At 61.9% G+C, this 13,097-nt stretch carries 16 protein-coding genes and 1 pseudogene; 8 read left to right on the forward strand and 9 right to left on the reverse strand.

From position 1 onward, the window contains the following. Both KBY72_RS09635 and KBY72_RS09640 read left to right on the forward strand, forming a co-directional pair. Positions 1-293 (forward strand): annotated as a pseudogene (locus KBY72_RS09635) (pirin family protein); the annotation flags it as partial. 216 nt (positions 294-509) lie between these two features. Next, the gene (locus tag KBY72_RS09640; protein WP_254993473.1) at positions 510-1,418 is read left to right on the forward strand and encodes a cation diffusion facilitator family transporter; all 909 of its coding nucleotides are present in this window, start codon (positions 510-512) and stop codon (positions 1,416-1,418) included. A gap of 67 nt (positions 1,419-1,485) precedes the next feature. On the opposite strand, the gene KBY72_RS09645 is transcribed toward KBY72_RS09640, so the two are convergent. Genes KBY72_RS09645 through KBY72_RS09660 form a run of 4 tightly spaced genes read right to left on the reverse strand, consistent with a single transcriptional unit; the run spans position 1,486 to position 4,573 of the window. After that, the gene (locus KBY72_RS09645; RefSeq protein ID WP_254961198.1) at positions 1,486-2,091 is read right to left on the reverse strand and encodes a potassium channel family protein; all 606 of its coding nucleotides are present in this window, start codon (positions 2,089-2,091) and stop codon (positions 1,486-1,488) included. Beyond that, positions 2,091-3,218: an FUSC family protein gene (locus tag KBY72_RS09650; RefSeq protein WP_254961197.1), complete on the reverse strand. Its 1,128-nt coding sequence runs from the start codon at positions 3,216-3,218 to the stop codon at positions 2,091-2,093. Before KBY72_RS09650 ends, KBY72_RS09645 begins: the two co-directional genes overlap by 1 nt. Further along, positions 3,219-3,395, reverse strand: a complete 177-nt coding sequence (locus KBY72_RS09655; RefSeq protein ID WP_254961196.1) for a hypothetical protein — start codon at positions 3,393-3,395, stop codon at positions 3,219-3,221. Then, entirely contained in the window at positions 3,392-4,573 is a 1,182-nt protein-coding gene (locus tag KBY72_RS09660; RefSeq protein WP_254961195.1) for an HlyD family efflux transporter periplasmic adaptor subunit, read from the reverse strand. Before KBY72_RS09660 ends, KBY72_RS09655 begins: the two co-directional genes overlap by 4 nt. A gap of 66 nt (positions 4,574-4,639) precedes the next feature. Here KBY72_RS09660 and KBY72_RS09665 point away from each other — a divergent pair, with 66 nt between their 5' ends. The 5 genes from KBY72_RS09665 to KBY72_RS09685 all read left to right on the forward strand — a co-directional run bounded on the left by KBY72_RS09665 (position 4,640) and on the right by KBY72_RS09685 (position 7,867). Next, positions 4,640-6,055 carry a TolC family protein gene (locus KBY72_RS09665; protein WP_254931846.1) on the forward strand — a complete coding sequence of 472 codons (1,416 nt, stop codon included), beginning with the start codon at positions 4,640-4,642 and terminating at the stop codon, positions 6,053-6,055. 199 nt (positions 6,056-6,254) lie between these two features. Further along, complete coding sequence (locus tag KBY72_RS09670) at positions 6,255-6,767, forward strand: thermonuclease family protein (RefSeq protein ID WP_254993474.1); 513 nt, start codon at positions 6,255-6,257, stop codon at positions 6,765-6,767. A 12-nt stretch (positions 6,768-6,779) separates the two neighbouring features. Beyond that, positions 6,780-6,875, forward strand: a complete 96-nt coding sequence (locus KBY72_RS09675) for an excalibur calcium-binding domain-containing protein (RefSeq protein WP_254931854.1) — start codon at positions 6,780-6,782, stop codon at positions 6,873-6,875. A 156-nt stretch (positions 6,876-7,031) separates the two neighbouring features. Next, positions 7,032-7,394: an AbrB family transcriptional regulator gene (locus tag KBY72_RS09680; protein WP_254961212.1), complete on the forward strand. Its 363-nt coding sequence runs from the start codon at positions 7,032-7,034 to the stop codon at positions 7,392-7,394. A gap of 92 nt (positions 7,395-7,486) precedes the next feature. Further along, positions 7,487-7,867 (forward strand): LexA family protein, encoded by a 381-nt coding sequence (locus tag KBY72_RS09685; protein ID WP_254961194.1) that lies wholly within the window; start codon positions 7,487-7,489, stop codon positions 7,865-7,867. A 5-nt stretch (positions 7,868-7,872) separates the two neighbouring features. Here KBY72_RS09685 and KBY72_RS09690 read toward each other — a convergent pair whose 3' ends face one another. The 3 genes from KBY72_RS09690 to KBY72_RS09700 all read right to left on the reverse strand — a co-directional run bounded on the left by KBY72_RS09690 (position 7,873) and on the right by KBY72_RS09700 (position 9,976). Next, on the reverse strand, positions 7,873-9,195 hold the full coding sequence (locus KBY72_RS09690) for a hemolysin family protein (protein ID WP_254961193.1): 1,323 nt from the start codon (positions 9,193-9,195) through the stop codon (positions 7,873-7,875). Between the two features lie 132 nt (positions 9,196-9,327). After that, positions 9,328-9,753 carry a type II toxin-antitoxin system VapC family toxin gene (locus KBY72_RS09695; protein ID WP_254961192.1) on the reverse strand — a complete coding sequence of 142 codons (426 nt, stop codon included), beginning with the start codon at positions 9,751-9,753 and terminating at the stop codon, positions 9,328-9,330. After that, positions 9,740-9,976 carry a FitA-like ribbon-helix-helix domain-containing protein gene (locus KBY72_RS09700; RefSeq protein ID WP_254961191.1) on the reverse strand — a complete coding sequence of 79 codons (237 nt, stop codon included), beginning with the start codon at positions 9,974-9,976 and terminating at the stop codon, positions 9,740-9,742. The genes KBY72_RS09695 and KBY72_RS09700 overlap by 14 nt, the downstream gene beginning before the upstream one ends. A gap of 316 nt (positions 9,977-10,292) precedes the next feature. On the opposite strand from KBY72_RS09700, the gene KBY72_RS09705 reads away from it, so the two are divergent. Continuing rightward, positions 10,293-11,942, forward strand: coding sequence for an iron uptake porin (locus tag KBY72_RS09705; RefSeq protein WP_409995490.1), 1,650 nt, complete (start codon positions 10,293-10,295; stop codon positions 11,940-11,942). 374 nt (positions 11,943-12,316) lie between these two features. Here KBY72_RS09705 and KBY72_RS09710 read toward each other — a convergent pair whose 3' ends face one another. Together KBY72_RS09710 and KBY72_RS09715 are read right to left on the reverse strand one after the other, a co-directional pair. Beyond that, positions 12,317-12,712 carry a DUF3721 domain-containing protein gene (locus tag KBY72_RS09710; RefSeq protein WP_254932515.1) on the reverse strand — a complete coding sequence of 132 codons (396 nt, stop codon included), beginning with the start codon at positions 12,710-12,712 and terminating at the stop codon, positions 12,317-12,319. A gap of 42 nt (positions 12,713-12,754) precedes the next feature. Further along, positions 12,755-13,003, reverse strand: a complete 249-nt coding sequence (locus KBY72_RS09715) for a DUF3721 domain-containing protein (RefSeq protein ID WP_315859537.1) — start codon at positions 13,001-13,003, stop codon at positions 12,755-12,757. Between the last annotated feature and the right edge of the window lie 94 nt (positions 13,004-13,097).

Consider the following 13,097-nt stretch of genomic DNA (forward strand, 5'->3'; position numbering starts at 1 on the left):
CCTTCGCCATCGGTCCCGGCTGGACTCCCCTGCTGGATCCCGAGCAGGCCGATGGCGCCATGGCGATCCACCGGCCGGTGCGCCTCTGGCGGGCTCAGCCAGGTGCAGGCGAGACGCTCAGCCTGGCCATTGGGACAGGCCGCCAGGGCTGGATCCAGCTGATTGATGGGGCAGGGGAGGCCAATGGCCATCCCCTGCAGCAGGGTGATGGTCTGGGCTACGACGCCGGCAAGCTGGAGGGCTTCACTGCAGGGTCAGGTGGAGCAGACCTGCTGCTCTTTGAATTGTGTTGAACGTCATCTGGGGAGCTTTATGAGGGCTGGAGTGGCGACCTGGTGCGTCAGCGGGCCTGGGCGCCGGAGGTGGCCTTCCCTATTGCCTTGGCCTACTAGCGCTCGAGTAGGCAAAAGGCTGATCCAATCGGAAACCGCCTTCCGTCGCCGCCACGACAAGCAGTCTGGTCCGCCATCACCAACACTGGCTTAGCTGAGAGAGCACTTCCCGCGCCCATGGTCTTCGCGTCCCCCCGCCAATACATGCTGCTGTCGACGGCAGCAGCGGTCGCGACGATCGTGCTGAAAACGCTGGCCTGGCGCCTGACCGGGTCGGTGGGCCTGCTCTCCGATGCGATGGAGTCGGGCGTGAACCTGGTCGCAGCCCTTGGCGCGATCTGGGCGCTCACCCTCGCGGCCAAACCTGCCGATCGCAGCCACCCCTACGGCCACTTCAAGGCTGAATACTTCTCCAGCGGCCTGGAAAGTGTGCTGATCGTGGTGGCAGCTCTCGCCATCATGCACACCGCCATTGGCCGCCTGCAGCAGCCCCAACCGCTGGAGCAGCTGGGCATCGGCCTGGTCATTTCCCTGCTGGCAACCGCGCTGAATGGTCTGGTGGCCTGGGTGCTGTTGAAAGCCTCGCGGCGCTTTGATTCGATCACCCTGCGCGCCGATGCCCACCATCTGCTCACCGACGTCTGGACCTCCCTCGGTGTGGTTCTGGGCATCGGCCTGGTGAAGCTCACCGGCCTGACGATTCTCGACCCCCTGATTGCGATCGCCGTGGCGCTGAACATCGTCGTCACTGGCTGGAAGCTGTTTCACGAAACCGCCTCCGGCCTGCTGGATCGCTCCCTGTCCGATCCCGAGCAACAGGTTCTCGAAGATCTGCTGGCCAGCTGTGAAACAGACGAGATCAAATTCCATGCGCTGCGCACCCGCGTGGCTGGTTCCCGTCGCTTCGTGTCATTCCACGTGCTCGTGCCTGGTCACTGGAGCGTGCAGGCAGGCCACGACCTCTGCGATCAGTTGGAGCACAAGGTGGCGGCCACCTTGACCCGCACGCATGTGTTCACTCATCTCGAGCCGATCGAAGATCCGAAAGCCTGGGAAGATCAAGGCTTCCGCTGGGAGCAGGGCTAAGGCACCGCAAGCAAAGCTCTGAAGAACAGACCGCTGAGCACGTAGATCGTCATGCCGGTGGCTGCGCTTAATCCGGCGCACCACCTTGGGATCTAGACGGGCTGGGCAGGCGCCCCTCCACTTCCAGCCGCATCGTGATAATCCGCTGCACCACATACACCAGCTGGGCCGTGCTCCAGCCCGCCATCAACACCCCATTCACCGCCTCGGCAACGCTGAGCAGGCGCCAGCATGCCGGCAGGGTCATGTCGCCATAGCCAACCGTGGTGAAGGTGATGCCGGAGAAATAGAGGCTGCCCTCCAACCCCGAAAACAAGCCAAGCCCCTGATACAGCAGGGCCCAGAGCAGGATTTCCACCCACAGCGCTAGGGCGGTGAGCAGGGCCATGGCCAGAATCATCAACAGACGCCGCCGGCTGCGCGGCGCACACCAGGCGTCGAGCCGTTGCCGGTGGGTGCACTCCGCCTGGATCACCGTCACCAGCGTGTGAATCAGGGAGGTGAGGATCAGCATGCCCACCGCGATGCCCAGCTGCGCCGGCAACCCCAGGCACATTCCAGGGGCCTGGGGTTGCCGGCCCTGGCCCCAAGCCGGTGCGGCCGCGGCCAGCACGCCCAGGGCAACGGCAGCCGCAAGCCGGCGATGGCGCTGCAGCAACGGGATGCGCTCCATCAGGCAGAATCCTTGGCCGATAACGCTGGTGGGAGCGGCTCAGCCAAGGGCACCCCGAGCCAGCGCGCTTCCTCCCGCGCCGCCGGCAGCAGCCGTTGCAGCTGCTCGCTGCTGGCGGCCGGATCTGCCCTGAGTTGGTTGTAGCGACGCAGCGCACTGTTGGGAAACAGCAGCAGCCCCACGGCCAGCGCCAGACCACAGCCCATCAGGTAATCAATCCAGCGGTTCGGGATATACCAAGCCACCAGCGGCCCGTAGCCCACAAACGCCACCCCGCTGGAGATCAACGCCGTGCGCAGATAACTCGCCTTGTTCAACGCCATCACCAACGCAGCCGTGCCGCCCATCACCAGGCCGTTCTGCATCGCCCCGATCCCCAGGGTGTTGAACACCAACAACGGCATCAGAATGCCGAACGACACACCCACCATCCGGTCGCGCACCCGGCCGAGGGTGTCGCCGATGCTGTCGTTCAGCAACAGCACCACCCCGAAATAGAGATATTTCGGGGTGGTCGCGCCCACCCCCTGGCCGATGGCCAGGGCCAGGCTGGCAAACACGAGCTTGCGCCAGAAGAACGGCGACCGCAGGCCTGCCATCACCCGCTCCGCCAGAGGCGGCTCAGCCGGTTCTGGGGCGGGGCCCGCTGCGGGGCTCTCAGAGGCGGGGATCACGGCAGGGGAGAAGGCCAGCTGCAGCGCCGTGCCGATCGCCATGCCCAGGGCAATCGCCAGCAACTCCTGGCCCCAGTCACTCCAGCTGGGTGCGCTGCTCAGCAGCGGCAGCACGCCCGCCACCGCCACAACGCCCGAGAGCATCCGCAATTTCCCCGGCAGCAGCAGGGCGAACAGCTGCATCAACGCCGCCACCAGCCCAAATAAAAACACCTGGGGCACCGCACTCAGGGCGAGCCCCAGCACAACGCCGATCGCCATGCAAAAACCGACCACCACCAGCAGCACCGGGTAGATCGCCAGGGGCCAACGGCTGAAATCGGATCGCACGATCACTGCCGCGATCACCGCGCCGTAGGCGATGGCCTCACCGCTGAGGTTGATGCCATCGCCTACGGCACTGGTCAGCCCAACCGCCAGAGCGATCACCAGGGCCCCGCGCAACTGCACCATTCAGGAGCGGGGGGAACGCAACGCCCTGGCCCAGCCCACTAGCAACACCACCAGCAGCAGCGCCACCCAGAACCACAGCCGCGGCGGCGAGCTGATGGCGGCGATCACCAGCAGCAGCAGCGCAATCCAGGGGGCAGGCTGACGCCAGGGGCTCAACCAACGCTCACGGTTATTCATCGCTCCGCACCCCCCAGCCAGCGCAGGAACGGCAACACAAAGCTCACCAGGGAGCGCCGCTCCACCTCCACCTTGGCCCGCGCGGGCGTGCCGTTCTCCAACGGTAGATCGGGCCCCCGGCCGCTGCTCCAGCGCAGGCCGCTCGGGTTGTCAGCCGGCTCCAATTCCACGGTGACCAGTTGCACCGGCGAGCTGATCTTGTCGGCGGCGGTGGCCAGGGGGTCACCGCCCTCACCAAAGGCCGCCTGGCGGCTGCGGGCAATCAGGCTCATCGCCACCTCCGGATCCCCCACCACCCGGCTCACCTCCGCTAAATCGGCGGTGGCGGGCGAGATTGCCACAATTTTTCCCTCCAGCGATCCGTAGCGCTCAGCCGTGCCTCCATAGCGCTCGCGGGTCTGCAGCAGGGGATCCAGCTGGATCGACTCGCCGAGCCGCAGGCGCACCGCATCGGCATCGCTGAACAGCGCCGTGACCAGCCGCGGACGCCGGGCCTGCAGCGGCCCGGGGCCCAGGGTGCCCAGCCGCTGGCCCGGCAGCACCGCCTGTCCAGGGCTGACCGCCAGGCTCAACAGCAAGCCAGCGCGCGGTGCCAGCACCGCTTGGGCATCCTCCTGCCCCTCCAGTTCGGCCCGATTGGCATCGAGCTGGGCCAGCTGGCCCTCCAGGGCCTTGATCTGGCTCTGGTTGCGCAGGTAGAGGTCCTGGGCTCCCACCCACAGCGGGCTGTACCGGGGGATCACCTCATCGCGGCGCAGGGTTTCGAGCGCCTGCAACTGCTTCTGCACCGGCTGGTTGGTGGTGCGCAGGGTAGCGATCTGGGCCCGGATCGCCTGCTGCTGACGGACGATGGCCTGCCCCTGCCGCACCAGGGCATCGGGGTTCGCACCCACCGCACCAGCGCCCGGCGCCGCCTGGTCCACCCGATTCAAGGTGGCCAGCAGCTCGCCTTGACGCACGGCATCGCCAACCCGCCTGGGCAAGGCCTGCACCTGGCCTGCCGATCGGGCGTAAAACCCGACGCGGCTGTCGGGTTGCAGCAGCACCGCACTGCCCTCCACCTTCACGGCCACGCTCGGCGAGAGGGCCCAGGCTCCACTGATCGCCGTCACCAGAGCCATCGGCAGCAGGCTCAGCGCCCGGTCCATTGCTGCCATGCCGCCCTGCTGCGCTGCCACTGAGGAAGTGGCCTTACCGTACCCGTAATTCTTCCTGTTGCAGCTTTGCGTCGGCGATCCCGCTGGATGAGTGCGCTCGCAGCGGTGATCCTCGGCCTGGCGCCGGGCCAGGGGGTTCTGGCAGCCACCCCTCCCCTGGTGCTCAGCCGGGCGCAGGCTCTCGAGCTGGGCCTGGGCGGCTCCCTCAGCCTGCGCAGTCAGGAGCTGACGGTGGAGGAAAACCAGGCATTGGTTGGCCTGGCCCGCTCCCGGTTTCGACCTAAACTCGATCTGGTGGCCCTGGGCACCTTTGCCCAGGTGAAGACCGACGTCGGCTTCATCTCCAACCTGCCCACCATCGGCGATCTCAACCTCAATCTCGGTGCCGACAGTTCGGCCCTGATCAACAACACCTTTGTGAATCTGGGCCTGATCCTGACCATGCCCTTGGTGGATTTCGGTCGGGGGCCTCTGCAGCAGGCGGCCCAGGCCGATCTGCAGGCGGCCCGCGCCGCGCAAGCGGAGCAGCAGCGGCGGTCCCGCTTTGACATCCTCAGCCGCTATCTCGCCGCCCAGCTGAGCGCCGCCCAGATCCCGGTCTGGGAAAGCTCCCTGTCGGTTTCGCGGCGGGTGTTGAGCGACGTCAACGCGATCCGGCGTGTAGGCCTGGCTCCTCGCATTGACACCTTTCAGGCGGAAGCCCTGCTGCAGACCGACCTCCAGGGGCTGGCCGAGGCTCAGGCCCAGTACGACATCGCCCTGAGTGCGCTGGCCCGGGTGCTGAATCTTCCGGCCGAAACGCGCGTCGAAGCCGGCGATCCACTCCAGCCCGATCCAGCCTGGAGTCCCAGCCTGAGCGACAGCATCAACCAGGCCCTTGAGCAGCGCCCCGCCCTGGAAAGTCTGATCCAGCTGCAGCAGGCCCAACGCGCCAGAGTGCAGCTGGCCCGGGCCGGCCGGCTGCCCAGCGTGGGGTTACTGGTGGGTGGGGGCGTCAGCGGTAATTGGCTAGATATTCCAAACCAGAGCGCCACCCCCAACATCAGCGCCAGCAATGGTTCCAGCGTGACCTTGCCGTCCGTCAGCACTAGTAGCAGTGCCTCCGGCAGCTTCACCGACTGGGGCGCCGCCATCACCGTGCGCCAGCCCCTCTATGACGGCGGTCTTACACGCGAGTCGATCGCCCTGGCCCAGCGCCGCGCCGCCCAGACGGAGATCACCGTCCAGCAGGCCCAGCAAGCCATCATCCAAAGCGTGGAAACCTGGTTCGCCACCCACCGGGCAGCCGCGTCCCAAACCAGGGCCGCACGGGCGGCCATCACCGCCGGCGAGCGTTCGGTGCAGGATTCACTGCTCCGGTATCGAGCCGGCCTCTCCCCACTCACGGAACTGTTGATCGCCCAGCGCAACCTCCAGGTGGCCCGCTCCGCCGAGGCCAGCGCCATCTACCGCTGGAACCTCAGCCGAGCCGGGTTGGAACTAGAAACGGGTCTGGAGAGCTGATCCCGGCCTTGCTGCTTCGCAGAAGCCTGCGGCTAGGCATCGTCTTGCCCCTGGGCTCGCAGCAGGAGGGATCAGTGCTGGACGATCCAGGTGTGCTCATCGCTCCAGCTCAGGCCAGTGGCCGGAACTCCCACCGTGGAGGGAGCTGGTTCAGAGCTCCAGGCTGGCGCAGCGGCCATGCATAGGCCCAATGGAAAGGATGCCCGTGCAAACTCCAGCGATGGCAAGCAAGGTATTGCTGGTTGTGGCGGCGTTGACGGCTCTTGCCTGGCCGGCTGGTGTCTCTGGTCAGGGCGTTACGGCCATGGTGCTCTCCATTGGCGATGGCGACACCATCCGCGTCCGCCAGGCCAGCAAAGCCATGACAGTGAGGCTGGCCTGCATTGACGCCCCGGAAACGGCACAAGGCACGTATGGCCAGCAGGCCCGCAGCTACCTGCAGCAGCGGCTCCCTGTCGGCCGGGAGATCAGGCTCGAGGTCAAAACCACCGATCGCTATGGCCGCTCGGTAGCGGAGGTGATCGCAGAAATCAACATCAACCTGGCGATGGTGGAAGACGGCCAAGCCTTCGCCTACCGCCAGTACCTCAGTGGGTGTAATGCCCAGGAGTATCTGGACGCCGAATACCGTGCCAGCCGGCGCCGATATGGGGTCTGGCAGGTGGAGGGCGGCATCACCCGGCCCTGGGACTTCCGCCGCGGACGCCGCTAGCGCTGCAGCGAGATCAGCTCCTATGCCAAAGCCCAGGACCTGCTGCGCCAGGGGCACAGCTATCTCGATGGCAATGGCGATGGAGAAGCCTGCGAATCCCTGCGCTGACAATCACCTTTTGCAATATCGCGCACCTTTTGCAATATCGCGAAGCTGCGCTATTGGTTGCCTCTGGAACCAGTAGAAGCAAAGGCTTGGCTATTGATTTAGTGAATTGACACAGCACGTGGGTTTGTTATGTTCTGGGTACCACGCAAGTATCAAATGATTACCGGTTCAGAACTGCTCGCCAAGGTCAAGGAGCTGGGCGATGTCTCCAAGTCAGATCTCGTGCGTGAGTGCGGCTATGTGAGCACCAAGAAAGACGGCGGCGAGCGCCTCAACTTCACCGCGTTCTATGAGGCCCTGCTCGGTGCTAAGGGGGTAAGCCTTGGTGCCGATACCACCGGCCGTGGCAAGGGTGGCCGCAGCCTCAGCTTCGTGACCAAGATCCAGTTCAACGGCAATCTCATGGTGGGCAAGGCCTACACCGCCCTGCTCGACCTCAAGCCAGGCGATGAGTTCGAGATCAAGCTGGGTCGTAAGCAGATCAAGCTCATCCCTTTGGGCAGCACAGAAGAGGAGTGAGCAGCTCCTTCGGTGCCTCGATGCGGATTGCGACGCCGGGGGCCAGCCCACCTCACCAGCAGTAGAACGGCTGCACTACTGCTGAGGTCTCGATGTTGTCCGATCTGCCCATTGGCGAGCCTGTGCCCTACTGCAAGGGTTCTTTGGGTGAGGGCTTGGATCTCCATGCCGCCCTGATTCCCAACCCGGTTTGCACCTTCTACATGCGGGTCAGCGGCAATGGCATGCGCCAGCACGGAATCAAGGACGGCGACCTGATGGTGATCGACCGCAGCGTTGAGCCCCGCTCCGGCAATGTCGTTGTCGTTGCCCACCAGGGCAGCTTCTTGATGCGGCCGCTACTGCGTCAGGGGGAGCAGTGGTTGCTTGAACCGGTGCGGCCAGGAGAGGCAGCAATTCCTTTGGACCTGGAGGTCTTTGATCGCTCAGGCCTCTTTGGCGTGGTGGTGCATGCGGTGCATCACCTGGAGTGAGCAGCCTATGGAGAAGGGGAAATCACCCTGGGGGTATCCCTGTTGATGGGCGAGACCAGCAGCTTGTCGACCCGCTTGCCATCCATATCCACCACCTCGAAGCGGTAGCCCTGCCACTCGAAATGGTCGGCTTCGCGGGGGATGCGCTCGAGCACATGCATCACAAACCCGGCCAGGGTGTGATATCGGCACTTCTGATCAATGCGGAAGATGTCCTGGTCGATCAGCTCAGCAAAAGCGTCGAGATCCAGGCCGCCGTCGACAAGCAACGATCCGTCTTCGCGGATCACCACCATGGGTCCGTCTCTATCTTCAACCGAGGGCAGGTCGCCAACGATGCCCTCCATTAGGTCATTGAGAGTGACAAGACCCTCGATCCCGCCGAACTCATCGGTGACCAGGGCAATGTGAATACCAGTGCGCTTGAATTGCTCGAGAACAGATAGAGCCCGGGTGCTTTCGGCCATGAACAGTGGCGGCTGCATCAGTTCTTCGAGGTTGATCGACTGGCCGGTGATCTTTGCCGATAACAGGGTGCGGACCCGCACCACCCCCAGGCAGTCATCGAGGTTGCCCCTGGCCACCGGAAAACGGGAATGGGTGCTCTCGAGGATGCCCTGCAGGCTCGTTTCCAGCGACTCCTCGACATCGAGCCAGCAGATGTCAGTGCGGGGGGTCATCAACGTCTTGATGGTGCGATCACCAAGGCGCAGCACCCGCTGCACCATGTCGTGCTCGACCTCTTCGAACACGCCCGAATCAGCACCCTGACGAATCATCGCCTTGATCTCGTCTTCGGTGATGTCTGGTTCGCTGGTGGTGGAAACCCCCAGCAGCTTCATCAGGGCTTCGGTCGAATTGCTGAGCAGATGGACAACCGGACCGCTGGCCCGCGACAGCCAGCGCATGCTGGGTGCAATAGCGCAGGCCAGGCGCTCTGGATTGGCCAGGGCCAGGCGCTTGGGCACCAGCTCGCCGACTACCACCGATAAGTAGGTGATCACGGCCACCACCAGCGCAAAGCTCAGCCCTTCGCTGTAATGCGCCAGCACAGGCAGGCGCTCCAGCAGGGAATCGAGCTGGCGAGCAACGGTGGCACCACCGACCGCACCGGTGAGGATGCCGATCAAGGTGATGCCGATCTGAACCGTGGACAGAAACTGATTAGGCGATTCGGCCAGTCTCAGCGCCACCCGGGCTGAGCGGTCTCCCTTCTCGGAGAGTTGTTCTAGCCGATAACGGCGTGCCGAAATGATTGCGATTTCAGCGCCGGAGAACAGACCGTTGGCCACGATCAACAGCAGGATGATCAGGATGTCCTGCGCCAAGAAGGGGATCGGTCTGGAAGATTCCCCAAATTAAGACTGCTACCAGGTTGGATGCCAGCGATGCAACACCACCCCAAGCCAGGCCTTGAGGCCCAGCGGCTGTGGCCCTGCCCGGGGGCAGAGGGGGGTGCATCACGGCACAGGCTGAAACGGATTGAGCAGGCGCACCCCGCAGCCAGCGAAGTCATCGACGTTGCGCGTCACCACGGTGAGGTCGTGGAGGAGGGCGATGGCAGCGATCTGTTTGTCGATGGCTTTGTGAGGATTGGGCACCCGCAGTCGCCCCCAGATCTGGGCCGCATCGCCATCAAGGTCCAGCACCCGATCGCCGTAGGTCTGCAACACCTCAGCTAGCCACTGTTCCAGCAGCTTGGCTTGGGGTTGATCCCCCCGGTGGCGAATCAACTCCACCCCACGGCGCAGCTCACCAATGGTGATGGCAGCCATAAACAGCGGGGTGTTGTCGCGTGCAGCAGTTGACCAGAAGTCCTGCACACCCGCATCAGCGCGGCGGCCCTTGCGGGCTTCGCTGATCACGTTGGTGTCAATCAAAAACATCAGCAGCAGCCGCTTGATCGTCCTGGCGCTGGAAATCGGCGTCCACCCCAACATCCGGCATGGCAGCCAGTAATTCCGCCAAATTGCGCCGCGGTGGGCTCAGCAGAGCAGCTGCAAGGATCGCCCGCAGTTCCGCTTCCTGGCTGCGGCCATGGGCCCCGGCCCGCTTCTTGAGCGCCTGGACCAGGTCGTCATCGACGCCGCGCACCAATAGATCAGGCATGGCTCCATCACAGCGTTGATAGCAATGCTATCGTCATTGGCTCCTTTGGTCGGGATAACCAGCAGGCGATGGTGCAACGCATCAGGGATTACCCGCCTGGCTATAAATCCACCACAGCAGAGACAGGAAACGCACAAGCCGAGTGGAGCCAGGAAATACTGACACAACTCTCCAGTGAGTCACGTTCAAGGGAGTGTTGAGGCATAATCGACGCATCTTGCTGATTTTGGGCTTTCTGGCGGCGGCATCTTGGTTTTAAATCAACGCCGTTGTTTGGGTTGGCTCAAGCATCAAGCTTCCAGATTTGTTGTATTAAATGTCGTCACTTCGCTTCGCTTGCTCGTCATTGCTACTGGCCGCTACGCCCTTGCTGCCCTTTGGTGCCCTTGCACCCGCATCGGCCAATGAGCTGGCCTCACTGAATAGTCGTGATTCCATCAACGGCTACATGGAGCAGCAAGAAATTGACGAGCTCAAGGCCTGGCGCTCTAGCAATCAGGTCACCAGTGTCAACCAGTTCTCCGACGTAAGGCCTACCGACTGGGCATACCAGGCACTTTCCAACCTGGTGGAGAAATACGGATGCGTGGCGGGCTACCCCAACGGCAGCTACAAGGGTGGGCAGGCGATGACCCGCTATGAAGCGGCTGCTCTACTGAATGCCTGCCTCGATCGCGTCACCGAGGTGACCGACGAGCTGCAACGGCTGATGGAAGAGTTTAAAAAGGAACTCGCCGTGCTCAAGGGCCGTGTTGACGGCCTCGAGGCCAAGGTGGGCACATTGGAAGCCCAGCAGTTCTCCACTACCACCAAGCTTTCGGGCCTTGCGACGTTTGTCGTAGGAGGAGTGGGGTACAACGGTAGTGCATACAATTCGGCGGCAAATACGGTAAGCCAACGCGCCCCCCGGACCCCGGTCAATGGGGTCGCCGAGAATGTCACATTTAACTACGATCTTCAGCTGACTTTAGATACAAGCTTCACCGGAAAAGACTTACTTCGTACTAATCTTCGTGCTGGCAATTTTGGCAGAAGCGCCTTTGGTGGAGAGCCCCACGGCATTGGCAATTCCGCCGAATTAGAGGTTGCCTTTGAAGAGGATGCTGGCCCAAATATTGTCGGCATTGACAAGCTATTTTACCAATTCCCCATCGGCAAGCAATTCACAGCCACGGTGGGGGCCCGTGTGGGGCAGGAAGACATGCTGGCGCTTTGGCCCAGCGTCTACCCTGCTGACACCATTTTAAACCTCTTTACCGTTAATGGTGCTCCAGCTGCCTATAGCAAGAATCTTGGCCCCGGAGCTGGCCTGTGGTGGCAAAACAATGGCTGGAGCGTAAGTGCAAACTATGTTTCAGCCCTTGGCTCGGATTCAACAAAAGGGCTCTTCACGTCTGAGTCTGGTGGCACCGCTAGTGTGCAAGTCGGTTATCAACAAGAACAATGGGGCCTGGCTGCGATATGGTCCTATGTGCAACCGCTCACCCAGTTTGTACCAGGCACCACTCCAACTGTTCATAGCTCCATCGACCACGGGGAAGCAGTTGGTGCTGAAACCAATGCGTTCGGCGTAAGTGCATTTTGGCAGCCACTCGAAAGTGGCTGGATACCTTCCGTGAGCCTGGGCTGGGGGATCAACACCACAACCTATGGGGTACAAACGGTTGGCAGGCCCAGCGTTAGCCAATCCTGGATGGTTGGACTGCAGTGGACTGATGTGTTCGCCAAAGGCAATGACTTTGGCTTTGCAGTCGGACAGGCTGTTTTTGCCACATCACTGACTGGCGGTGTAAACCCAGAAGATGGTAATTATGCCTTGGAAGGTTGGTATAAGTTCCAAGTCACTGATAAGATCAGCATTACACCTGCCCTATTTTATCTTAGCCGGCCGATGGGGCAAAGAACGCCCGTGGGGCAAGGCTTCAGTTCGATTGGGGCTCTAGTCAAAACGACATTTAAATTCTAGTTTTAAAATTAAAAGCCCCGGCAATTAACTGCCGGGGCCCTTGTTCTTGTGCTGAATTCAGGTTTGGCTTGAATTTATGTTTGTTTGGACTGGCTTAATGTCGGTGCTAGTTGGCTGGGTCCCCCTCTGATGTGCCGAATCCCCAGGTTTCGCATGGCCGGGCTTCGGGGGTTTGCGATAGGAGCCTGAGCCGCCGCCGCCGCAGGCTAGCAACTCGGAAGCATGGGTATTGAAACGAATAAATTCAGAGGAATAGTCTTGGGATAGGCCAGCGAGTGAGCTGGTGCCGATAAGAATGAGGCTAAGAATCGGGGCCATGGACCTTCGTTGATGATAATTGTGATGGATAAGAAGAGTTGCTTCAACAGGCTGATTCAGCAGTGTTTTGGATGCGCATACTCAGCGCATGGCATCCATAGCGATCCCATGGCATGAACGCCATTGCAGCCAAGCTCCTGGGCTTTTTCTAGAGCCAACACCTTGCTGGGGTAGGCCATGATGTTTTCCTGGACTGGTCGACTGCTGTGGTGTTGGCGGCTGTTGCTTGGGCTGAATGTCCAGATACCCATGACATTGATGCCTGCCATCAGCACTCCCATGCCAACCACGCAGGCATTAATAATGCCCATTCCAACTACGCCAACGCTCACTACCCCCATGGGCACCACACCAATGCTCACTACCCCCATCGGCACGATTCCGATCGAAACGATGCCCAAGGGAGCTACGCCTATGGCGAGCAGCTTCGGTTTATCGCCGCATTGGGACATATCAATTAGATGGCGAGCAGTGAATTAATTCACTTGTAGAATTCAGTGCTGGGATCCACTGGGCTTGGAAGGCTGGGACCCACCGTGTGTGGCGCACGGCATCCACTGGGTACCCATGCGGTGGGCTCCGGTGCAATTGAAATGCAGCTTGGCAGCGGTTTCAGCTTCCGCCTTTGTTGGGTAGAGAGTCGGTACGTCCTTTTGGCCTGCGTTGCACGCTCCAGCCAGCAGGAATGGAGCCGCAATGGCTCCGATTCCCATCGCGGCAATCTTCAGGGAACTCATCGTCATGGGATTCAGCCGGAGGGGGCAGAAAATACTTATTTACATCCTAACACTTATCTCCAGTAAGAGCTGGCTGATGGAGACATGAGCGCTTTTCACT

Origin of the sequence: Cyanobium sp. BA5m-21 (genome assembly GCF_024346235.1) — a bacterium.
GTDB classification, from domain to species: Bacteria; Cyanobacteriota; Cyanobacteriia; order PCC-6307; family Cyanobiaceae; genus Cyanobium_A; species Cyanobium_A usitatum.